General features: G+C 66.1%; 20 protein-coding genes. 11 read left to right on the top strand and 9 right to left on the bottom strand.

Going from position 1 to position 20,404, the window contains the following annotated elements:
- Positions 1 to 9 precede the first annotated feature (9 nt).
- Positions 10 to 1,110 carry a c-type cytochrome biogenesis protein CcmI gene (gene ccmI, locus ACT4OC_RS16190; protein WP_444840018.1) on the bottom strand — a complete coding sequence of 367 codons (1,101 nt, stop codon included), beginning with the start codon at positions 1,108 to 1,110 and terminating at the stop codon, positions 10 to 12.
- Between the two features lie 135 nt (positions 1,111 to 1,245).
- Positions 1,246 to 1,449: a hypothetical protein gene (locus ACT4OC_RS16185; RefSeq protein ID WP_444840017.1), complete on the bottom strand. Its 204-nt coding sequence runs from the start codon at positions 1,447 to 1,449 to the stop codon at positions 1,246 to 1,248.
- 431 nt (positions 1,450 to 1,880) lie between these two features.
- On the opposite strand from ACT4OC_RS16185, the gene exbB reads away from it, so the two are divergent.
- Genes exbB through ACT4OC_RS16170 form a run of 3 tightly spaced genes read left to right on the top strand, consistent with a single transcriptional unit; the run spans position 1,881 to position 3,734 of the window.
- The gene (gene exbB, locus ACT4OC_RS16180) at positions 1,881 to 2,546 is read left to right on the top strand and encodes a tonB-system energizer ExbB (protein WP_444840016.1); all 666 of its coding nucleotides are present in this window, start codon (positions 1,881 to 1,883) and stop codon (positions 2,544 to 2,546) included.
- A 4-nt stretch (positions 2,547 to 2,550) separates the two neighbouring features.
- A complete protein-coding gene (gene exbD, locus ACT4OC_RS16175) occupies positions 2,551 to 2,976 on the top strand; it encodes a TonB system transport protein ExbD (protein ID WP_444840015.1) in 426 nt (141 codons plus the stop codon).
- On the top strand, positions 2,976 to 3,734 hold the full coding sequence (locus ACT4OC_RS16170) for a TonB family protein (protein ID WP_444840014.1): 759 nt from the start codon (positions 2,976 to 2,978) through the stop codon (positions 3,732 to 3,734). Before exbD ends, ACT4OC_RS16170 begins: the two co-directional genes overlap by 1 nt.
- Positions 3,735 to 3,758: 24 nt before the next feature.
- Here ACT4OC_RS16170 and ACT4OC_RS16165 read toward each other — a convergent pair whose 3' ends face one another.
- Positions 3,759 to 6,665, bottom strand: a complete 2,907-nt coding sequence (locus ACT4OC_RS16165; RefSeq protein ID WP_444840013.1) for a TonB-dependent receptor domain-containing protein — start codon at positions 6,663 to 6,665, stop codon at positions 3,759 to 3,761.
- Between the two features lie 390 nt (positions 6,666 to 7,055).
- Between ACT4OC_RS16165 and mntR the strand changes: the two genes are divergently transcribed.
- On the top strand, positions 7,056 to 7,619 hold the full coding sequence (gene mntR / locus ACT4OC_RS16160; RefSeq protein WP_444840012.1) for a manganese-binding transcriptional regulator MntR: 564 nt from the start codon (positions 7,056 to 7,058) through the stop codon (positions 7,617 to 7,619).
- A 93-nt stretch (positions 7,620 to 7,712) separates the two neighbouring features.
- On the opposite strand, the gene ACT4OC_RS16155 is transcribed toward mntR, so the two are convergent.
- From ACT4OC_RS16155 to ACT4OC_RS16140, 4 genes are all read right to left on the bottom strand, one after another.
- The gene (locus ACT4OC_RS16155; protein WP_444840011.1) at positions 7,713 to 9,116 is read right to left on the bottom strand and encodes a hypothetical protein; all 1,404 of its coding nucleotides are present in this window, start codon (positions 9,114 to 9,116) and stop codon (positions 7,713 to 7,715) included.
- Positions 9,117 to 9,254: 138 nt separating this feature from the next.
- Entirely contained in the window at positions 9,255 to 10,631 is a 1,377-nt protein-coding gene (locus ACT4OC_RS16150) for an ATP-binding protein (protein WP_444840010.1), read from the bottom strand.
- Between the two features lie 82 nt (positions 10,632 to 10,713).
- On the bottom strand, positions 10,714 to 11,382 hold the full coding sequence (locus ACT4OC_RS16145; protein WP_444840009.1) for a response regulator transcription factor: 669 nt from the start codon (positions 11,380 to 11,382) through the stop codon (positions 10,714 to 10,716).
- Positions 11,383 to 11,561: 179 nt separating this feature from the next.
- Entirely contained in the window at positions 11,562 to 11,714 is a 153-nt protein-coding gene (locus ACT4OC_RS16140; protein ID WP_444840008.1) for a hypothetical protein, read from the bottom strand.
- 253 nt (positions 11,715 to 11,967) lie between these two features.
- Between ACT4OC_RS16140 and ku the strand changes: the two genes are divergently transcribed.
- Entirely contained in the window at positions 11,968 to 12,978 is a 1,011-nt protein-coding gene (ku, locus tag ACT4OC_RS16135; RefSeq protein ID WP_444840007.1) for a non-homologous end joining protein Ku, read from the top strand.
- Between the two features lie 22 nt (positions 12,979 to 13,000).
- Here ku and ACT4OC_RS16130 read toward each other — a convergent pair whose 3' ends face one another.
- Both ACT4OC_RS16130 and ACT4OC_RS16125 read right to left on the bottom strand, forming a co-directional pair.
- A complete protein-coding gene (locus tag ACT4OC_RS16130) occupies positions 13,001 to 13,198 on the bottom strand; it encodes a hypothetical protein (protein WP_444840006.1) in 198 nt (65 codons plus the stop codon).
- Between the two features lie 5 nt (positions 13,199 to 13,203).
- The gene (locus ACT4OC_RS16125) at positions 13,204 to 13,368 is read right to left on the bottom strand and encodes a Flp family type IVb pilin (RefSeq protein ID WP_444840005.1); all 165 of its coding nucleotides are present in this window, start codon (positions 13,366 to 13,368) and stop codon (positions 13,204 to 13,206) included.
- A 214-nt stretch (positions 13,369 to 13,582) separates the two neighbouring features.
- Here ACT4OC_RS16125 and ACT4OC_RS16120 point away from each other — a divergent pair, with 214 nt between their 5' ends.
- From ACT4OC_RS16120 to ACT4OC_RS16095, 6 genes are all read left to right on the top strand, one after another.
- Positions 13,583 to 13,750 carry a hypothetical protein gene (locus ACT4OC_RS16120; RefSeq protein ID WP_444840004.1) on the top strand — a complete coding sequence of 56 codons (168 nt, stop codon included), beginning with the start codon at positions 13,583 to 13,585 and terminating at the stop codon, positions 13,748 to 13,750.
- Positions 13,751 to 13,843: 93 nt separating this feature from the next.
- A complete protein-coding gene (locus ACT4OC_RS16115; protein ID WP_444840003.1) occupies positions 13,844 to 15,379 on the top strand; it encodes a thymidine phosphorylase family protein in 1,536 nt (511 codons plus the stop codon).
- The gene (locus tag ACT4OC_RS16110; RefSeq protein ID WP_444840002.1) at positions 15,376 to 16,278 is read left to right on the top strand and encodes a ribose-phosphate diphosphokinase; all 903 of its coding nucleotides are present in this window, start codon (positions 15,376 to 15,378) and stop codon (positions 16,276 to 16,278) included. The genes ACT4OC_RS16115 and ACT4OC_RS16110 overlap by 4 nt, the downstream gene beginning before the upstream one ends.
- On the top strand, positions 16,275 to 17,873 hold the full coding sequence (locus ACT4OC_RS16105) for an MBL fold metallo-hydrolase (RefSeq protein ID WP_444840001.1): 1,599 nt from the start codon (positions 16,275 to 16,277) through the stop codon (positions 17,871 to 17,873). Before ACT4OC_RS16110 ends, ACT4OC_RS16105 begins: the two co-directional genes overlap by 4 nt.
- A 159-nt stretch (positions 17,874 to 18,032) precedes the next feature.
- Entirely contained in the window at positions 18,033 to 19,667 is a 1,635-nt protein-coding gene (locus ACT4OC_RS16100) for a thiamine pyrophosphate-requiring protein (RefSeq protein WP_444840000.1), read from the top strand.
- 23 nt (positions 19,668 to 19,690) lie between these two features.
- Positions 19,691 to 20,404 (top strand): type 1 glutamine amidotransferase, encoded by a 714-nt coding sequence (locus tag ACT4OC_RS16095; RefSeq protein WP_444839999.1) that lies wholly within the window; start codon positions 19,691 to 19,693, stop codon positions 20,402 to 20,404.

Genomic DNA, 20,404 nt, shown 5'->3' with positions numbered 1-20,404 from the left:
CGTATGTGGTCATCCATCCAGCCCCAGATTCTTGAGGCCCTCATTGAGTTGCCGCAAGCGGTCCGCGTCATTGGCGACCGCGTGCCGCGCATCGACGCCGGCAAGCGATGCCTTCTCGCGCTCGCCCATCACCAGATAGGCGCGCACCAGCCGCAGCCAACCCTCGACGTCGTCGCCGTTCTGCTTGAGCCGCGCCGCAAGGCGGTCGACCATGCCGCGCACCATCTCGTTGCGGTCGGTCTCCTTCATGTCCCTGGCGGCTGCCATGGCGTCGTCGGTGAGCGCCGGGGCCACGCCACCGACGCGCGCGAGCGCCGTCTGCACGACGGCGCGCCAAGGCGCATCCGCCGGCGCCCTGGCCAGCATCGCCTTCCAGATCGCAGCGGCGTCCGCGTTGCGGCCGTCCTGCTCGGCCGCCACCCCCAGGAAGTAGCTTGCCTTGGCCTCGCCGGCGTTCAGCGCCAGCGCCCGCTCGAATTCGGCTTTCGCCTCGCCGGTGACGATGCCGCCGGCGGCCGCCGTCAGGGCCTCGCCGAGATCGGCGCGGCGCTCGGAACCGTCGCCGCCGTAAGCGATCGCATTGCGCCAGGCACGCACGGCATCGTCATGGCGGCCGAGCCGCGAAAGCACCGGCGCCAGCACCGTCCAGCCGCGGCCGTCGTTCGGATTCTTTTCGAGATGCGCTTCCACCTGCGCCACGAGATTGACCAGCGGCTGTTGACCGTCGGGCGCCTTCGAACGCGCGGCAAGCGGAAAGTCGCCGAGCTGCGGCGAGCCCAGCGGCAGATAGAGTGCGAGCGCGGCAAGCGGAAGTCCGACCAGCGCGACGACGGCAACGGCACGGCGCAACAGCTTGCTCGGGCGAGCGACGGGCTCGGCCTCGGCATGACTGGCTGCGAGCAGACGGCGGCTGATCTCGATCCGCGCCGACTCGGCCTCCGCCGCGCCGATCAATCCGCCGGCAAGGTCGCGATCGATCTCCGCGAGCTGGTCGCGGTAGACCGATGTCTCGGTGCCGCCCGTTTGCGGGCGGTAACGCCGGCCCAGCGGCCACAGCACGGCGAACACCGCCGCGACCGTCATCAGCGCGAACACGAACCAGAGATTCATCAAGCAGGTTCCGGTGGAACGACGCCCTGTCGAACGGCGCCGATGCGCGATTTATACTATCGGCGAGGCCCCGGACAATTGACATTTCTCATGATTTTCCGCCTCGAAGACCCGGGAAAATCCGGACAAATCGCCTCAGGCGATCTCGAATTGCGCGCTTTGCGCGACATGCAGGCCATGGCCGTTCAGCGCCCGCAGGAAATAGGTTCCCGCCCTGAACGAGGCGGGAAGCCTGATCCGGATCGAACCGACCGGCAAACGCGACGTGATCCTGGTGACGGGATCGGAGAGCTGATCGCCGCTCCCCTCGTCCACCAGCACGACGGTGGCTCCGAACATCAGATTGCGGTAGGTCGCCGAAATTACCTGATTTTCAAATTCTACGAAGTTGATGATGGAAATCATGCCGTCAGAAGTATGTTAGGCGACAAATCCCGTCAACTAAAAATTGAAACCTGAATCTTTTCGCTATCACGCACCGTCGGCGACGCGGCCGGACATAGCATTTGCAGCAAGACGTAGGCGATGCTACAAAATGGGGTGAATACCTCATCAGGTCCCCGAGAGATCAACAAATGCGACCCTGGAAAGCTTTACGACGTGACGCCCTCCCTCCGAGCCACGTCAGGATTGCGAACGCCCCTCTTCGCTGCATCACCCTTCTTGCGCTTTCGCTGTCGTTCCTGCCGTTTGCGGCCCATGCCCAGGACGAAACGGAGAGAACAGCGATCGGGGCGGCGCTGCTCCCGCGCGATCTCAGCCCTTGGGGCATGTTCGTGCAAGCGGACACCATCGTCAAAGCGGTGATGATCGGCCTCGTCTTTGCGACCGCGGTTACCTGGACGGTATGGCTTTCAAAGACCATCGAGCTGATCAGAGCGCAGCGCAATGCCCGGGCCGCCCTGCGCGATCTCGCCAGCGCCCGAAGCATGGAGGATGCGGTGCGATTGGTGCGCCAGGGAACGGTTGCGCGGTTGCTCGACGGCGCCGTCGCGGAACTGGAGTTGAGCAACGATCGAATGAACAGGGAAGGAATCAAGGCCAGAATCGCTTCCCGGCTGCAGCAGATCGAGGCAGCGGCAAGCCGGCGCGTTGCATTCGGAACCGGCGTGCTTGCAACCATCGGATCGACCGCCCCCTTCGTCGGACTGTTTGGGACGGTCTGGGGGATCATGAACAGCTTCATCGGGATATCGAAGTCGCAAACCACCAACCTCGCCGTGGTCGCGCCCGGAATCGCGGAGGCGCTGCTGGCTACCGCCCTCGGACTCGTCGCCGCGATTCCGGCAGTCATGATCTACAACCTGTTCGCGCGTCAGATCGGCTCGTACCGTGCCCTGCTCGGCGATGGATCGGCGGAGATTGCGCGGCTCGCGGGTCGAGACCTCGACGGTGGCGCCCTGGTCGTCAGGCGGCACCTCGCAGCTGCGGAGTAGCGCGATGGCGGCCAGCTTGAACCAGGGCAATGGCGATCTTTCCGAGGTCCATGAGATCAATGTGACGCCGTTCATCGACGTCATGCTCGTCCTGCTCATCATCTTCATGGTCGCAGCGCCGCTTGCGACCGTGGACATCGCGGTCGACCTGCCGGCCTCGAACGCGCAGCCGCAGCCGCGGCCCGACAAGCCGGTCTACCTGACCCTCAAGCCGGACCTGTCGCTCTCCGTCGGGAATGAGGCCGTGGCGCGAGGCGCGTTGCAAGGCGCGCTCGATGCGAACACCAACGGCCAGAAGGACACCCGCATATTCCTGCGTGCCGACAAGCTCGTGGCCTATGGCGAGGTGATGCAAGTGATGAACATGCTGCGCGCCGCCGGCTATCTCAAGGTCGCGCTGGTCGGAATGGAGCAAGCCGCGACGCCATGATGATGCAGCTTGCGGCCGAAGATCGCTCCGACCTGCGAAGATGGGTACTGAGCGGCCTCGCGGTGCTCGGCGTTTACGCCGGGTTGACCGCCACGCTCGCTACCTGGCGCCAGGCGGACGACATCATGGCCGCCGAACCTTCGGGTGCGATCGTGGTCGATCTGGCGCCAATCACCGCCGCACCGTCGACCACACCAACCGACATCGCGCCTGGTCCGGAACAGGTGATGTCGGAAGCACAGCCTGTGACGAAGCCTGAGGAAGAGACGCCGCCGGACGAGACACCGGATCTGCCGCCCGCTCCGAATCCGGATGCGGCCGTGGCGCTGCAGGCGAAGCCGCAGCCCGACGTGACGCCGCAGCAGCAGGCCGCCGCTGCCGCGACCTCGGCTCCCCCGGCGATCAACGAACGGATCGCGCCGGTAGCCGTGGCACCGACCCAAGGCGTGCCGAACGAAAAGAATTCCGAAGCCGTTGCGACCTGGCGGACCCAGGTCCTCGCTCTGGTTGAGAGGAACAAGCGATATCCGGAGGCCGCGCGGGCTCGGCGCGAACAAGGAACGGCGCAGGTATCCTTCACGCTTGATCGCAAGGGGATGCTCGTCAACGCGCGCATCACTCAAAGTTCGGGCTCCGGCGTCCTTGACGAAGAAGCCATTGCGCTGCTCAAGCGCGCACAGCCCTTTCCAGCGCCGCCCGCAGCGTTTCCCGGCGAACTGATCCTCGTCAGGCAGCCGATCCGCTTCACCGTAAGATAGAGGCCGGGCGACGAGCCTGCCGTGCTAATTGGCAGTGACCGCGCTGCTCCCGAGCCTGTAGCTCACCCCAAGCCGGATCGCATCGCTGGTCACCCGCGTGTTGGCATCGAATGCAACCGCCGTGTTGGCGGCCATCGGCGGCGTCGAACGGATGGAGCCGAGATCCATGTGCAGATATTCGAGCCTGGCCGTCCAGTCGGCCGTCAGCCGCGCCTCCACTCCGGCTCCCACGGCCCATCCGAAACGATACAAGTGCCGGTCCAGAGTGGACGTCGCCGCGGCGCCGGCATTATCGAAACCTGCGACAGACGTTGAGGTCGTTAGCTTGCCGAACGGAACGCCAGCGGTGACGTAGGCAAGCAGGTCCGGCGTCACAAGCCTGCCGACGCGACCGCGCACCGAGGCAACCCAGCCCAAACGATAATCCAGGCTTGCCCTCACGGTTGCGTCAAGCGGAGCGAGCGCCGCGTTGCAGACATCGCCGGGACAAACGGCGGAGCCGCTTCCGTGCTGATTGCGATACTCAAAATCGCCTTCGATGCCTGCCAGCATCGGGCCGGATGTCCAGTTATGACCGGCATGGGCGCCGAAGCTTGCGGTCCCGCGCGCAGGTGACAGGTGGTCGCCAGCCAGCGATGCACCCGTTGCAACCTCGTTGAACGCGGCGTCGGTGACGCCTTCGCCTCTCAATAATCCGACGACACCCCCGATATAGGGGCCCGCCCAGTTCGAGGCCGCCACCTCGAGCGCGGGGCCCTTGAAGTAGCCACCGGGAGCCGGAGGCCTGCCCGCGCCGATCCAGTTGCCCGGCGGTCCACTCGGCCGGTCGACGCCGTATTTGACGTTCAGGAACGCCTTGAAGCCGCGCCCCGGCTGCAGGATTTCGTCCTTGTGGAATTGAACGGAGCTGCGGATGTCGGCGTTGAGCAGATTGTCGCCAACCAACCCAGTCGCGACTTCAACCGCGCCCCACGGCGAATCCTTCCAGAAACTCCGATGCTCGACCTGCATCTTCAGCAGATTGTAGCCGGCGGTCGGCGTGTCGAACTGCGGAATGTCGTTCTGCGCAAAAGCATGCAGCAGACCGACGCGCGCGAACCAGTTGTCGTTGCGCCAGTAGACGCCGCTGCCGAGACGCATCGGAGGCATCCGCGGCACGTTGCTGCCGTCGGAGAAAGTCGCTCGCACGACATCAAACTGGCCGTCGAAGCCGAGGGTGCCGTTGGCGAGCTGCGTGGCGTCCCACTGCCAGGCCAGTTCGCCGCCGCGGAAAGTCGCGTCGCGCTGATCGTAGCTGACCTGAATGTAGTCGGTGCCGGTTCCGCAGGAAGCAAATGTTTCCTGACAGACGATGCCGGTGGCACGCGAGAAAATGAACTCGTCGTACGACGTGTAGTAGGCGTTCGCGGCAAACCTGAAATCGCCATCGGTGCGCTTCAGGCCGATTTCTGCCGTGTGCGCGGTTTCGATCCCGAGCCCTGCGTTGCCGATCTTGAACGTTTTCTCCGAGCCATCGGGCCCCTGCGCGAACAATTCGAGGGGGCGCGGCGCGCGCTCGATGCGCTGCAGCGTCAGAGTTCCGACCAGGGCGGATGGAAGATCCTTGATGACGCCGAAACTGATGCTCTTCGGCACGTAGTCGAGCTTGGCTGCGGCCCTGCCCGGCTCATCCGGCGGCGGAAGGAATGTCGGCGGGAACGTGAACGCCGTTCCCGCGACGTCCACCGCCTCGATGCGTCCTGCCAATTGCGTGCGAAGCGTATCGGTGTGCCTGACCTCGTTGAGGAAGTACGCTGCCGCCGTTCTGGTCTGGGCGGGAAGCAATATCGCCTGTCCTGCCGTATCGAGCTTCTGGTAAGCGCCTTGCACGCCGAGAATGCTTGTGAGAGCGCCGATCGGCGTGGCAAACGGCGCGAGCTCGAGCTCGGCCTTGCCCTCGGACTGCCGGTTCTTGAAGGTGGCAGCGATCTCCTGGAAGCCGGTTGCGGCCAACACGGTTTCGTCGTGCCGGTACTCCGAGAATCCGGTCCAGTACCTGACGGCCGCCAGCACCCCCGCGTCCGGGCGATATTCGCCTTTGGAGGTGATCCTGGTTTGCTCGAGGTCGTTGTGCTGGCGGGCGTCCGCAGTCGCAATGCCGGGGACATAATAGTCGCTGGTGAAGCGCGAAACGGCGATGCCGGCGTAACCGCCGTCGAACAGGTAGGAGCCGCCGACTGCGGCGCCCGCGCTCCGCGAGGCCGAATTCGGCTGCCGCCCGTTGAAGGCAGGCGCCGGGACCGGCGGAACGAGATACGGGTAATTCGGAATGCCGTAATCGCTCGACGATCGCCCGTAAACGTCGGCGTGAACGGCGGCGTTGCGGGTGCCGGCGTCCAGCAGGAGCCCGCTCTCCCAACCCCTGTTGACCGACGTCACGCCGGACCTGAGTTCCGCCGCCAGCCCCCCGGGCGGAGCTGAAGTCGGGATCCGGTTATTGCTGACGTCAACGACGCCGCCAACGGCCTGCGAACCAAACCGAAGGGCGCCGGGTCCGCGGACGACGTCGACTTTCTCTATGGCGAGCGGATCGATCGGTACTGCGTGGTCTTGCGCGATGTCCGACACATCGACGGCGCCGACGCCGTTCTCCTGAATGCGGACCTTCGCGTCCGTCAGGCCACGCAATACGGGGCGCGACGATTCGGTGGCGAGTCCTGCGGACGTCGCGCCGGGCATATTGGTGAACAGGCTGCCGAATCCGCCGCTGCTGCTGCGTGCCTGGACCTGGTCGCTCGCGATCGCCGACAGCGGCGCAAATGGCGGGCTGGCAGTCGGCGCCGGCGCGCCGGGCGCTGGGGCAGCAACGGTCGTTGCAGGTCGAGCCGGCTCGCCACGCGCGGTCCGCCGCGCAGGCTTGGGCCGGCGTCCCTCCACCGTCACTTGCGGCATGTCGACTTCGGTCGGGGCGGTCGACGTCGCCTGCGGTTCGGCCGCGCCCGGTGCAGGCGCAGTCTGTGCGGGCGCTGACGTCGCGGGGGCTTGCCCGTGAGCCGGGCCCGGCGCGGGAGCCGACGGGGTGGCAGGCGTCGCCTGGGAGGCCGGTGGTGCGGGTGCGGCCGTTTGCGAGCGCGCGACGGTGTTGCTCAGACAAGCCGCGGCCAAAGCCGTTGTGCCCAGAAGGACCATTCTGGTAGCGCGCATACCATCCCCGACCATCGCGCCACCGAACCCGCCCCACTCATAAGCCGCGACATCAAATAGTAGGTAAGGCTACATGTTAATGTTTACCCATCACCTGTCAAGCGGTCCCTGCCCGCTTCTCACCGCAGCGGTACCTGCATGTTGCAGATCGACGACAACAGCAACTTGCAATGTGACCGGCCTCGCGCCATGGTCTGGCCTCGTCTCGATGGATTCGCCGGGAAGGTACCGAGTTTGCGCAAGCCCTCGACAGATCGGGCCAGGCAGATGCAGCCGCTGCCTGCAGAACAGACGCAGGCGCGCCGCTTCGGCAAGGCGCGATCGGCCCGGTCGACCGCCGTCCTGGAAGACTATGTCGAGCTGATCTCCGACCTGCTTGGAACGACCGGCGAGGCGCGACCGACCGACATCGCGCGCCGGCTGGGCGTGTCGCACCCGACGGCGATCGACACCATCGCACGGTTGAAGCGCGAAGATCTGGTAACGGCCCGCCCCTATCGCGGCGTATTCCTGACCGAAAAAGGCGAGGCTCTCGCCAAGCGCGTTCGCGCGCGTCACCGCCTGGTGGTCGATGTCCTGTTGGCACTTGGCGTTCCCCAGGAAGCTGCGGAGGCTGACGCCGAGGGCATCGAGCACCATGTTTCCGAAGCGACCATCAAGGCCTTCGCCGAATTTCTGAAAGTCGATCGACGAAAAGCCTGACGGCGATGTTCGCGCGGGATGCCGTGGTCACCCCTGCGTCCGGCCGCACCATCGGCGGTGCGGGGCTTCGCCCCGAAGTATCGGCTTGCGACTCTACTGGCCCGTTCGCGCCGGCTTGCGCTCGCCGGTCACGGCGTTCTCCGCCGCCCGGCTCATCAGCGCCGCATAGTCGGTGCCGAACAGAACCTCGCAGAACCGGATCGCCGCCTTCACCTGCTGTTGCCGATAGGTTCGGCCCTTCTCGTTGCGCAGCGACTGCACCAGCGCCTCGGTGGACTGCTCGACATAATGCTGCAGGTCGGAATAGGTGCGCAGCGTGACCTCGTTGATGGCGAGCTCGCTGGCGTAGGTGCGGCACACGGCGACGAAGTCGATCAGGCCGGCGGTCTCCTCCACCTCCGACGGATCGACCTTCGGAGCGGCGACAATGTCCTTGTCGGCGCGCTGGCGCAGGATGCGGCGGACGCGGCCGGGAACGCTTTCGATTTCCGATTGCAGCGAATTGGAGATATCAGCGCGGATCGAGGCGAGTTGCTTGCCCCATGCGGAATCGTTGCGCAGGTCGAGCTCGGTGCGCAGGCCGCGTACGCCGTCATGCAGCGTCTTCAGCTGCTCGGCGATGCCGTCGAAATGGCCGCGCCTGATATCGGTGCGCAGGCATGCCGCGACGAAATAGAGATCGTGGAGCGCGATGGTGACGGCAACGCCATAGGGCGTGGCGGAGACGCGGATCTCGTCGTCGGATGCCGCCATCTTCACCGCGAGGCGGATGATCTGCCAGGGCGCGCTCAGCCGCTGCATCACGAGCGACAAGGCAAAGGGCAGGAGCTGCGGCGTCTGCAGCCACGGCACGTTGAGGGAGGCGACGGTCGAGACGATCTGCGAATCCCCGAACACGCGCATATGGCCCGGCATCTTGCTGTTGAGGGTTTCCAGCGCTTCCCTCGCCTGCAGCACCGATCCGATCGCCAGCAAGTCTTCGACGACGTTGGGCGCGCCGATGCGCGAAAGTGCGCGGTGCCGTTCGTCCGGCGAGCCCGATGTCGCGATCTTGACGACGGCCTGCGCGGCGGCGAGCTGTAGTTTGCGCACCGCCGGCTCGATGCCGGCCTTCGCACCGGCCTCGCGCGCCGCCGACAGCGCCGCCTCGAATTCGCGCACCGCCTCGGGCGCGCCGTCGCGCCCGAGCCATTGCCAGACCGTAGCCAGCGAGGCACGGCGGATCTGGCCGGGGCGGATCGGAAAATTGCCGTCCACAAGGAACGGCTCCAGCGGACGGAACAGCAGCCTTGCCGGGTCGTCGGTGCGCGGGCGCACCTCCTCGTCCTCGTCCGCGCCGCGCACGACGGCACGCAGTTGCTCGAGCACGAAGGTCGCAACCGTCGTTTCCTCGCCCCGCTCCAGCGCGCGCTCGAACTCACGCATCAGCAGCGCCTGCGATTGCGGCGGCAGTTGTGCGAGATACTCCCTCAGACGGTCGGTCGATGCCTGATTCATGGGGCAGGTTGCGGATTCGTGTAGCAGACGGCAAAAGCGTCCGCCGGGCATCATATTAGCTTGCGCGTTAAGAAGGTGTTTAGGAATGCCGCGCGCGCAGGCACGCCGCTCCGCAAAAATACCTGCCGATGCGGCCGCTTATGCGCCCGGCAGCAGCAATTCGGCGCGCAGGCCGCCGCTCGGTGCGCTGCCGAGCGTCAGGCTGCCGCCATAGAGGGCGGCAAGATCGACCACGATCGACAGGCCGAGGCCCGAGCCCGGCTTCGATTCGTCGAGCCGCTGGCCGCGGCGCGAGACCTGGGCGCGTTCGGCCTCCGACAACCCTCGCCCGTCGTCGTCGACGATAATGCGAAGCCGGGCGCCTGCACCGGGCTCGGCCTCCCGCTCGACCAGCACCTCGACCAGCACCTGCGAGGCCGCCCATTTGCAGGCGTTGTCGACGAGATTGCCGGCCATCTCCTCGAGGTCCTGCCGCTCGCCGCGGAACCTGGCGCGAGAGTCCGCCTTGACCTCGATCGCGATGCTGCGGTCGCGATGAATCTTCTCCATGGTCCGCCGCAGCGCCTCGATGGCCGGAGCCACCTCCGTGACCGTGCCGACGATGGTGACGCGCGCGGCAATGCGGGCACGCTCGAGGTGATGGGCGAGCTGGCCGCGCATCGCGTCGGCCTGTTCCAGCACCTTGTCGGCAAAGGGATCGGCGCGGTGGGCGGCCGCCTCGTTGACGATTACGGACAGCGGCGTCTTGATCGCATGCGCGAGATTGCCGACATGGGTGCGCGCGCGCTCGACGATCTCGCGGTTGGCATCGATCAGCGCGTTGGTCTCGCGTGCCAGCGGGGCGATCTCGACCGGAAAGTTGCCCTCCAGCCGCTCGGCGCGGCCGGAGCGGATGTCGGCGATCGCTTCGGAAATGCGCTTCAGCGGCGCAAGGCCGAAGCGGACCTGGAAGATGGTGGTCAGCAGCAGCACGATGCCGAGCGAGGCGAAGGTGCCGCCGAGGTAGTAGTCGAAGCTGCGCGTCTCGTCGAAGATTTCGCTGGCATCGCCCGCGACCGTGACCAGGAACTTGCCGTCGGCGCCGAGATCGACCGGCCGCTCGACCATGCGCAGCGCCTGGCCCTCGGGCCCGTCGACATAGCCGAGCCGGACGCCGGCGAGCGTGAGCTCGGCGCCGCTGTCTTCCAGCCTGGGCAGCTTCTTGTCCCAGAGCGAGCGCGAGGCGCGCGTGTCGGCCTTCTCCGAATCGGTGCGGGTGATCTGCCAGTACCAGCCGGACAGCGGCAGCTCGAACAGGGGCTCGCCGAGCGACTGGAACTGGCGCTCCGGCGGCTCGTCCGGCGTCGCCACCTCGGCGATCAGCGTGCGCAGATAAAGGTTTAGGCGGCGGTCGAAGGCGCGCTCGGTCGCGTTGCGATAGACCGACGACAGCACCACGCCGGTGAGCAGCAGGATCACCACCACCCACGCGGTCGCCGACAGGAACAGGCGGGTGGCAAGCGAGCTGCCGCGCATCAGGGCACGATCCGAAAAGGTGGCACCGGTTTTCCGGATAAGACCATGCTTGGGGCAAAAAGGAAGCCCCGCGACGGCACCCTCACGCGCCGGTCGGCGGCGTCAGCAGATAGCCGAGCCCTCGCACCGTCTGGATGATGTCGACCTCGAGTTTCTTGCGGATGCGGCCGACGAACACCTCGATGGTGTTGGAATCGCGGTCGAAGTCCTGGTCGTAGAGATGCTCGACCAGCTCGGTGCGCGACACCACACGGCCGACATGGTGCATGAGGTATTCGAGCAGGTTGTATTCGTGCGAGGTCAGCTTGATCGGATTGCCGTTGACGCTGACGCGCTTGGTGCGCGTGTTCAGCGTCACCGGTCCGCAAGTGAGCTCGACCTGGGCATGGCCGGTGGAGCGGCGCAGCAGCGCGCGGATGCGCGCGAGGATTTCCTCGAGATGAAAGGGCTTTGCGACATAGTCGTCGGCACCGGCGTCGAAGCCTTGCACCTTGTCGCTCCAGCGGTCGCGCGCGGTGAGGATGAGGACCGGCATCACGCGCTTGTTGCGCCGCCAGGCCTCCAGCACGGAGATGCCGTCCATCTTCGGCAGGCCGATGTCGAGCACGACGGCGTCATAGGGCTCGCTGTCGCCGAGATAGTGCCCCTCCTCGCCGTCGAAGGCGCGATCAACGACATAGCCGGCGTCGGTCAGCGCCGTGGTGAGCTGGCGATTGAGATCCGGGTCGTCCTCAACGACGAGCAAGCGCAAGCTGGCCTCCGATGGTGAGCCTTACAATGCCGTCATGATGAGGCTCACGGGCGTGAACCGGCCATGAACGGGAACCCGCCGCAAGATTACTTTTTGTTCATCCGGCCGCGGCCAGCCGATGCCTAGCACGCCGGCGTGGCAGACCCAAGTTCAGCACTGAGAGTTCGGCCCTGCGGCCGTCAGGTCCGGAAGAAGACGAACCAGACGATGCCCAGGATCAGGATCGCAAGCCCGGTCGACACCGTCAGTAGCGCAAGCACCGACGGGCCCGGCTCGCCCTGGCGCGCTTCCGTCGGGGTTTCGACGATCCGGCCATGTTGTCGTGTTGCCATCGCAGCCTCTTTGCAGGAAGCGCCGTCTCGACGGCCGAAACCTCGGCACGGCTATCCCGGGGCAACGCCGGCTCGGGAATCTTGTTCCGGCGGGGCCGCGGCGGGCCGCCGCGCGCAAGGCGCCTCCCGGGATGAACCCGATGGTGCCGGATCGGTTAACGCCGTTGGGAGATTCCGCCCCTGCGCGCGTTCAAAAACCGGGGCCGGCGTGGTATCCTTAACGGTCGTCTGTTGCGTTTTCGGAGTGAATTTCATGGCCCCCCGCGCCAACTGGAAGGGCTTCTTGCGCCTTTCACTGGTGACCTGCCCGGTCGCGCTCTATCCGGCGACGTCGGATACCGAGAAGGTCTCCTTCAACCAGATCAATCGCAAGACCGGCCACCGCATCAAATACGCCAAGGTCGACGCCGATACCGGCGAGGAAGTGTCCAACGAGGACATCATCAAGGGCTACAAGGTCGACACCGATACTTATATCGAGGTCAGCAAGGACGAACTCGACGAGATCGCGCTGGAGTCGACCCGCACCATCGAGATCGACGAGTTCGTGCCGCGCAGCGACATCGACAGCCGCTATGTGATCCGCCCCTATTATCTCGTGCCCGACGGCAAGGTCGGCCACGACGCCTTCGCCGTGATCCGCGAGACCATCCGCAACATGGACAAGGTCGCGATCGGCCGCGTCGTGCTGACCAACCGCGAGCACATCATCGCGCTGGAGCCGCTCGACAGCGGACTGATGGGCACGCTGCTGCGCTATCCTTACGAGGTGCGCGACGAAAAGGAATATTTCGACGACATCCAGAACGTGAAGATCACCAAGGATATGCTTGATCTTGCACAGCATATCGTCGAGCAGAAGTCGGCCCCGTTCGAGCCGGAGAAGTTCGAGGACCGCTACGAGTCCGCCCTCGTCGACCTGATCGACCGCAAGCGCAACGGCCAGCTCACCGGCGCCAAGCCCGCGCCGAAGACCGGCGGCAACGTCATCAACCTGATGGACGCGCTGAAGAAGAGCCTCACCGGTGCCGGCGAGCGCAAGGCCGCTCCCGCCGCCAAGGCACCGCCAGCCGTAAAGGCACCGCCAGCCGCAAAGGCGCCGCCGGCGGCAAAGGCCAAGGGCAAGCAGAAGCGCGTCGAAGGCCAGCGCGAAATGCTGCTGCCGATATCGGGAAGCGGCAGCGGCAAGCGCGCCGCCAAGGAAGCGCCGAAGAAGGCCGAGAAGCCGGCGCGCGCCCAGGGCAAGGCGAGAAAGGCCGGCTAATCACGCGCGGCAGCGAGGCGGTTCAGTCGCCGCCCCCATCGCCGCCGCCGTCACCGTCGCCGCAAGACAGGCCGAAATCGAACTCACCGCCGGTGCCGCGGTACTTGCCGAACGGCAGGCTCGCGATAATGGCGAGGACCAGCACCGCGAAGGATGTCTCCTGCGGATGGCGCGCGACGAACCCCGCGAGGCGAGCACCGAGACTTCCGAGCTCTTGCATCGGTCCTATTTGATCGAAGTGTTCACCGACGCGAACTTGTCGTTGAGCCCGGTGCCGATGCCATTGACGGCGACGACGATGACAATGCTGATGCCCGCGGCGATCAGGCAGTATTCGATCGCGGTCGCGCCGCGCTCATCCCGCAAAAACCTGGAAAGCAAGCGTCGCATCTGAAAAACTCCTGTTGACGCCCCACGAGGTTCTCCCCGCGCCAATGCGGCTGCAAATGTAAATTTGACTGGTTGTCGGCCGGTTGAGGAAGACGGTCAACGAACGGTTAAGGCGAAGACCCGGAAAATGCCCGCAGTATTCTTACGGGCGGGAAAATTTACCCCTCTCCGCCGCGCGCGATGCATAGTCGGCCATCGGCTCCGGGACCGGATCATGGTTGCGCAGAAGCGTTTGTCGAACAGAAACTACATCGACCTCGTCGTGGACGGGGAGGACGAACGGCGCGCCGCAGAGCGGCAGCCGGCATCGGTTCATCCACTCAGGGATTATCTGCGCAGCCTCGTTGCCGCCATGCGATCGCCGCGCAGCGAGGCCGACTGACCGCCGCGCCCTGTCGCGCCGGCCTCTTCGGAATCGACGGGGCATGATCTGAATCAAGAGGACCTGGCAGGCGGCCAATAGACTCTTCGTCAAATGGCACCCGAGGCGGCATCCCCCGCGCAACTCAAGGTCCGTCGCGTCCAGCTCGATACCGGCCGCGAAAACGTCATCGTCATTTCGCGGCGGTCCGAAGCCCTGCGCGCCGAAATCTACCGGGGCTTCAGCCGGGTCGAAATCCGCCGTGGCGCCAAAGTGCTGCTTGCGACGCTGCTCATCACCGACGACGGGCTGGTCGGACCCGACGAGATCGCTCTCGCCGAGCCGGCTTTCCGCCGCTTTGCCGAGCCCGAAGGCAGTCTGGTGACGGTCACGCCCGCCCCCCCGCCCGAAAGCCTCGGCGCGGTGCGCGCCAAGATCCACGGCCAGGCCCTGCGCGACGACGAGATCGACGCCATCATCGCCGACATCACCAGCTACCGCTACTCGGACATGGAGATCGCCGCCTTCCTGGTGGGGTCGGCAAGCTTCATGACCAGCGGCGAACTGATCGCGCTGACACGCGCGATGGCGCAGGCCGGCACCCAGCTGAAATGGCCTGGTTTGATGGTGGTCGACAAGCACTGCATCGGCGGCATCCCGGGAAACCGGACCTCGATGATCGTGGTGCCGATCGTGGCGGCGCACGGGCTGACCATTCCCAAGACCTCCTCGCGCGCGATCACCTCGCCCGCCGGCACGGCCGACACGATGGAAGTGCTGGCGCGCGTCAACGTCGGCGTCGACGAGATGAAGTCGATCGTGGCGGCCTGCAACGGCTGCCTGATCTGGGGCGGCCACGTGAACCTGTCGCCCGCGGACGACATCCTGATCTCGGTGGAGCGGCCGCTTTGCCTCGATACGCGCGAGCAGATGGTCGCCTCGATCATCTCCAAGAAGCTCGCGGCCGGCTCCACCCATTTGCTGATCGACCTGCCGGTCGGCCCGACCGCCAAGCTCGCCAACGACAATGAGGCGATGCGGCTTCGCAAGCTGTTCGAGTTCGTCGGCGACCGCTTTGGCCTTTCCGTCGAGGTGATCACGACCGATGGCCGCCAGCCGATCGGCAATGGCATCGGCCCGGTGCTGGAGGCCGAGGACGTGATGGCCGTGCTGTCCAACGATCCGCTCGCGCCGGTCGATCTGCGCGAAAAGTCGCTGCGGCTGGCCGCCCATCTCCTTGAATACGATCCCGCACTCCGCGGCGGCGCCGGCTACGCGCGGGCGCGCGACCTGCTCGAGAGCGGCGCGGCGCTCAGGCAGATGCACCGGATCATGGACGCGCAGGGACCGTCGGACTGCAACAGCGACCTCGGCGATCTTACCTTCGACGTGAAAGCGGCAAGCGACGGCATCGTCTCCGCCATCGACTGCCTGCGGCTCAACCGGCTGGCGCGCACCGCGGGCGCGCCGCTCGACAAGGGCGCCGGGATCAGGCTGTTCAAGAAGATCGGCGACCATGTCGAGCAAGGCGAGCCGCTGTACCGTGTGCACACCTTCGACCGCTCGGAGTACTCGCTTGCCGAAGCCGGCGCGAACGCCGAAAGCGGCTATGCCATCGTCCCGGCGCGGCGCGCCAAGGCCGCGCCGTGAACGCCGCGGCCTTGCACTGCCTGCCGTCCGGCATCGCCGGGGCAAAGCCGCTGGCCGCCGGGCTCGGCTTGCCGCTGCACGAGATCGGGCTTCACCGATTTCCCGACGGCGAAATTCGCGTCACGGCCGGCTCCGCAGCGCCGACCTGCATCATCTACGCCTCCCTCGACCAGCCGAACGACAAGCTGATTGCGATCCTGTTTGCCGCAGAGGCGCTGCGGCGCGAGGGAGCGCGACGGCTGGTGCTGGTCGCGCCGTATCTCTGCTACATGCGCCAGGACGCGGCCTTCCATCCCGGCGAAGCAATCAGCCAGCGCGCGGTCGGCCGGATGCTTGCGGCAAACGTCGACCGCGTGATCACGGTGGACGCGCATCTGCATCGCACCGCCGACATCGCGGCCGTATTCCCCGGCATCGAAGCGGACAATTTGTCGGCCATGCCGGCCATCGCCGACGCCCTGGCCGGTATCGATCGCACGACGGTGCTGGCCGGTCCCGACGCGGAATCGCGGCAATGGGTTGGCGATCTGGCCGCACGGCTCGGGCTCGACCATGCGGTCGGGCGCAAGACACGCCGCAGCGACCGGTCGGTCGAAATCGACTTCGCCGGACAGAGCGCGGTCGCGGGACGGCCGGTGTTGCTGATCGACGACATCGTCTCCTCCGGCGGCACGCTGGCGGCTGGCGCAAGGGCCTTGCGCGCGGCGGGCGCAACCGCCATCGATGCCGTCATCACCCACGCGCTGTTTCCGCCAGACATGGCCGAAGAATTCGCCCGCGCCGGAATCCGTTCGATCCGCTCCACGTCGAGCGTTCCGCATCCAACCAACGCCATCCCGCTCGATGCGGTGCTCGCAGGCGCGCTGCGCGGCGAGTTAGGCGAAAGGAGATCCGCATGAGCGTCACCCTTCGATTTTGCGGCGCCGCGCGCACCGTGACCGGCTCATGCTATCTCGTCGAGACCGCATCGGGCCGCTTCCTGATCGATTGCGGATTATTCCAGGGCCAGAAGACGCTGAAGGAGCTGAATTATGGCGCCTTCCCGTTTCGTCCCGCCGACATCGATGCGGTGTTGCTGACCCATGCCCATATCGACCACAGCGGCATGTTGCCAAGACTGGTCCGCGACGGCTTCGACGGATGCATCTTCGCGACGCGGGGAACCATCGATCTCTGTTCCGTGATGTTGCCTGACGCCGGCAACATCCAGGAATCCGAAGTCTTCGCCCTCAACCGCCGCAATGCCGCGCGCGGGCGCAGCGATGTGACGCCGATCTACACCCAGGCCGACGCCGTCGCCTCGCTGCAATCGTTCAGGCCGGTCGACTACGAAAGCTGGGTCGACGTGATGCCTGATGTTCGCGCCCGCTACTGGAACGCGGGCCATCTGCTCGGCTCGGCCTCCATCGAGATCGAGATAGCCGGCGGCTCCCGCGGCGGCGCCCCGCTCCGCCTGCTGGCATCGGGCGATATCGGCCCGGAAGCAAAGCTGCTGCAACCCGATCCCAAGGCACCTGCCGCCTTCGACTATGTGATTTCGGAGTCGACCTACGGCGACCGCATCCGCCCCGCCACCACACCCGAGCAACGCCGCGCGCGCCTGGCGGCGGAAGTCCGCGATGCCGCGAGCGCCAGGGGCGCGTTGCTCATTCCGGCCTTCGCGGTCGAGCGCACCCAGGAATTGCTCGTCGATCTCGTCGGCCTCATGGAACGCGGCGAAGTGCCGGCGGCGCCCGTCTTCCTGGATTCGCCGCTGGCGATCCAGGCCACCGAGGTGTTCCGCAAGCATGCGTCCAGCCTCGACAGCGAGGTCGATATCAACAGGATTTTCGCCTCGCCGCATCTGCGCTTCACCGAGACCGTCAACGAGAGCAAGGCGATCGCCAAGCTGACAGGCTTTCATATCGTGGTCGCCGCCAGCGGCATGTGCGACGCCGGCCGCATCCGGCATCACCTCAAGCGCTGGCTGTGGAACAACCGTACGACCGTCCTCCTGGTGGGTTATCAGGCGCACGGCACGCTGGGCCGCTTCCTGCAGGACGGCGCGAAAGCCGTACGTATCCAGGGCGAGGAGATCAGGGTCGGCGCCCGCATCCGCATGCTGGACGAATATTCCGGCCATGCCGACGGCGCGGAAGTCGCCCGCTGGATCGCGGCGCGCCGTCCGATCGCGCGCGGCCTGTTCCTCGTGCATGGCGAGGAAGCGGCCATTGCGGCTCTTGCCGAACGGGTCGCCGAGCGCGTCATCCCTGCCGCCAGGATCTACCAGCCGCTGCTGGACGATGCCTATGAACTCGCAGCGCCGGAGCCGCGGCTGCTGGACGGCGAGTGCCGCCGCCGTCTTGCGCCGGAAGCGGTCACGCATCTCGACTGGCACAACGACATGTCGCGCCTCATTCTCGACATCAACGACGAGGTCCGGGCCGCCGCCGACGATCGCGCCCGCGGCGTCATCATCCGCCGCCTCCGCCGCGCGCTGGAGAATGCCGGGTAGACTGCCCTTCCGCGAAGGCTGACCACGCGCGCAATGCGTGCACATGCATATCAGAGTTTCGCGGCCGGGCGCGCCGGCGCGCTTTACCGGGCGGCCGATTCCTGTTCCTACTGTCCCCCGACAGGCCGGGATCACATCGGCCGCTTGGGGAGAATTGCCATGAAGCTGGGTGCAGCCATAGCCGAGATCATGAGGCGCGAGGGCATCGAAATCCTCTGCGGCTATCCGGTCAATCACCTCATCGAATTTGCCGCCAACGTGAACATCCGGCCGATCATGGTGCGCCAGGAGCGCATCGGCGTGCACATGGCCGATGCGATCTCCCGCGTCACCTCCGGCGGCAGCATCGGCGCATTCTGCATGCAGCACGGACCCGGCTCGGAGAACGCCATGGGCGGCGTGGCGCAATGCTACGGCGAGTCGGTGCCCGTGCTGGTGCTGCCGATGGGCTATGCGCGCCGGCTCTCCCACATCGACCCCAACTTCAACTCCAGCCAGGCGATGAAGGCGTTCTCGAAATCCTCCGAGCCGATCATCCTCGCCGGCGAGGTCTGCAACATCTTCCGCCGCGCCTTCACGAAATTGAAGAACGGCCGCGGCGGGCCCGTCATCGTCGAAATCCCCGCCGACATGTGGAACGAGGAGGTGCCGGAGCCGCTCGACTACACACCGGTGCTGCGCACCCGCTACGGCGCCGATCCCCTGCATGTGAAGGAAGCGGCCGCGACGCTGATCGCGGCAAAGCGGCCGGTGATCTATGCCGGCCAGGGCGTGCACTACGCAAAGGCCTGGCCGCAGCTGAAGCGGCTCGCCGAGCGGCTGGCACTCCCCGTCACCACCAGCCTCGGCGGCAAGTCCTCCTTCCCGGAGACGCACCCGCTCTCGCTCGGCTCGGGCGGCCTCGCCGTGCCGCGCGCGGTGCCGAAGTTCCTTGCCGATGCCGACGTTATCTTCGGCGTCGGCTGCTCCTTCACGGAAACATCCTTCGGCATCGCCATGCCCAGGGGCAAGACCATCATCCACGCCACGCTCGATCCCAATCACCTCAACAAGGACGTCGAGGCGAAGATCGGCCTGGTCGGCGATGCCGGCCTCGTGCTCGACGCGCTGCTGGAAGAGGTCGGCAAGACCGTCAAGACGGACCGCGACCATGGCGCCGTCGCCGCCGAGATCGCGGCATCCCACAAGGAATGGCTCGCCAAGTGGATGCCGAAGCTGACCTCGAACGACGCGCCGCTCAATCCCTACCGCGTGCTCTGGGACCTGCAGCACACCGTCGACATCAACAATACGATCATCACCCACGATGCCGGCAGCCCGCGCGACCAGCTGTCGCCGTTCTGGAAGGCGGTCGAGCCGCTTTCCTATATCGGCTGGGGCAAGACCACGCAGCTCGGCTACGGCCTCGGGCTCGCCATGGGCGCCAAGCTCGCCAGGCCCGACAAGCTCTGCATCAATGTCTGGGGCGATGCCGCGATTGGCTTCACCGGCATGGATTTCGAGACCGCGGTGCGCGAGCGGATTCCGATCATGTCGATCCTCTTGAACAATTTCTCCATGGCGATCGAATTGAAGGTGATGCCGATCTCGACCGAAAAATACCGCTCGACCGACATATCCGGCGACTACGCCGCGATGGCGCGCGCCTTCGGCGGCTATGGCGAGCGTGTCACCAAGCCCGAAGACATCATCCCCGCCATCAAGCGCGGCATCCAGAAGACAAAAGAAGGCGTGCCCGTGCTCTTGGAGTTCATCACCAGCAGGGAGACTGAGGTCTCGCGGCCGGGGACCTAGGCCGAAAGCCGGACAGCCTGCCGATGCCACACGTCACCATCATCGAAACGGGCCTCGTCGGCGCGAAGAATCGCGAACGTCACGGAACCTATCCGCAGATGTTCGAGAGGATGATCGGCGCGGCAGACCCGACGGTCACTTTCGACACCGTCAGCATCCCTGCTGGCGATCCGTTGCCCGATCTCGGCAAGCTCGAGGCGATCCTGATCACCGGCTCCTCGGCCGGCGTCTATGATGACTTCGACTGGATCGCGCCGCTGGAAAACTTCGCGCGCGCGGCCCACGGCCGAAACGTGCCGATGGTCGGCGTCTGCTTCGGCCACCAGTTGATCGCGCAGGCGCTGGGCGGCACCGTGCGCAAGTCGGTGAATGGCTGGGGTATCGGGCGGCATGTCTACGACGTGATGCCCGGAAACGGGATCGTCGAAGGCGAGCGCATCGCGCTTGCCGCCTCGCATCAGGACCAGGTGATCGCGCCGCCATCGGGCGCCAGAACCATCCTGTCCTCGGATTTCACCGAACATGCCGGGCTGCTCTATCCCGGCGACACCACGCTTTCGGTGCAGCCGCATCCGGAGTTCTCCGTGGGCTATGCGCTGGCCTGCTGCGAGATAGCGGGTAGCAAGGGCCGCGCGCCTGAACATCTCGTCGAAGCCGCGAAGGCTTCGCTCGCCGCGCCGCTGGAAAGCGCCAGGCTCGGCGGCGCGATCGCGCGCTTCCTGACGCGGTCAAGGTGA

The sequence above is a fragment of the Bradyrhizobium sp. genome, assembly GCF_052389815.1.
Classification (GTDB): Bacteria; Pseudomonadota; Alphaproteobacteria; order Rhizobiales; family Xanthobacteraceae; genus Bradyrhizobium.
Note: the sequence above shows the minus strand (reverse complement) of the source record. Positions and strands in the feature narration are given on the sequence as shown.

What these genes read in the sequence shown, in the direction of transcription:
- ccmI (WP_444840018.1), bottom strand. Translation starts at nt 1,110, where the DNA reads ATGAATCTCTGGTTCGTGTTCGCGCTGATGACGGTCGCGGCGGTGTTC.
- ACT4OC_RS16185 (WP_444840017.1), bottom strand. Translation starts at nt 1,449, where the DNA reads ATGTTCGGAGCCACCGTCGTGCTGGTGGACGAGGGGAGCGGCGATCAG.
- exbB (WP_444840016.1), top strand. Translation starts at nt 1,881, where the DNA reads ATGTTCGTGCAAGCGGACACCATCGTCAAAGCGGTGATGATCGGCCTC.
- exbD (WP_444840015.1), top strand. Translation starts at nt 2,551, where the DNA reads ATGGCGGCCAGCTTGAACCAGGGCAATGGCGATCTTTCCGAGGTCCAT.
- ACT4OC_RS16170 (WP_444840014.1), top strand. Translation starts at nt 2,976, where the DNA reads ATGATGCAGCTTGCGGCCGAAGATCGCTCCGACCTGCGAAGATGGGTA.
- ACT4OC_RS16165 (WP_444840013.1), bottom strand. Translation starts at nt 6,665, where the DNA reads ATGCCGCAAGTGACGGTGGAGGGACGCCGGCCCAAGCCTGCGCGGCGG.
- mntR (WP_444840012.1), top strand. Translation starts at nt 7,056, where the DNA reads ATGTTGCAGATCGACGACAACAGCAACTTGCAATGTGACCGGCCTCGC.
- ACT4OC_RS16155 (WP_444840011.1), bottom strand. Translation starts at nt 9,116, where the DNA reads ATGAATCAGGCATCGACCGACCGTCTGAGGGAGTATCTCGCACAACTG.
- ACT4OC_RS16150 (WP_444840010.1), bottom strand. Translation starts at nt 10,631, where the DNA reads ATGCGCGGCAGCTCGCTTGCCACCCGCCTGTTCCTGTCGGCGACCGCG.
- ACT4OC_RS16140 (WP_444840008.1), bottom strand. Translation starts at nt 11,714, where the DNA reads ATGGCAACACGACAACATGGCCGGATCGTCGAAACCCCGACGGAAGCG.
- ku (WP_444840007.1), top strand. Translation starts at nt 11,968, where the DNA reads ATGGCCCCCCGCGCCAACTGGAAGGGCTTCTTGCGCCTTTCACTGGTG.
- ACT4OC_RS16130 (WP_444840006.1), bottom strand. Translation starts at nt 13,198, where the DNA reads ATGCAAGAGCTCGGAAGTCTCGGTGCTCGCCTCGCGGGGTTCGTCGCG.
- ACT4OC_RS16125 (WP_444840005.1), bottom strand. Translation starts at nt 13,368, where the DNA reads ATGCGACGCTTGCTTTCCAGGTTTTTGCGGGATGAGCGCGGCGCGACC.
- ACT4OC_RS16120 (WP_444840004.1), top strand. Translation starts at nt 13,583, where the DNA reads ATGGTTGCGCAGAAGCGTTTGTCGAACAGAAACTACATCGACCTCGTC.
- ACT4OC_RS16115 (WP_444840003.1), top strand. Translation starts at nt 13,844, where the DNA reads ATGGCACCCGAGGCGGCATCCCCCGCGCAACTCAAGGTCCGTCGCGTC.
- ACT4OC_RS16105 (WP_444840001.1), top strand. Translation starts at nt 16,275, where the DNA reads ATGAGCGTCACCCTTCGATTTTGCGGCGCCGCGCGCACCGTGACCGGC.
- ACT4OC_RS16100 (WP_444840000.1), top strand. Translation starts at nt 18,033, where the DNA reads ATGAAGCTGGGTGCAGCCATAGCCGAGATCATGAGGCGCGAGGGCATC.
- ACT4OC_RS16095 (WP_444839999.1), top strand. Translation starts at nt 19,691, where the DNA reads ATGCCACACGTCACCATCATCGAAACGGGCCTCGTCGGCGCGAAGAAT.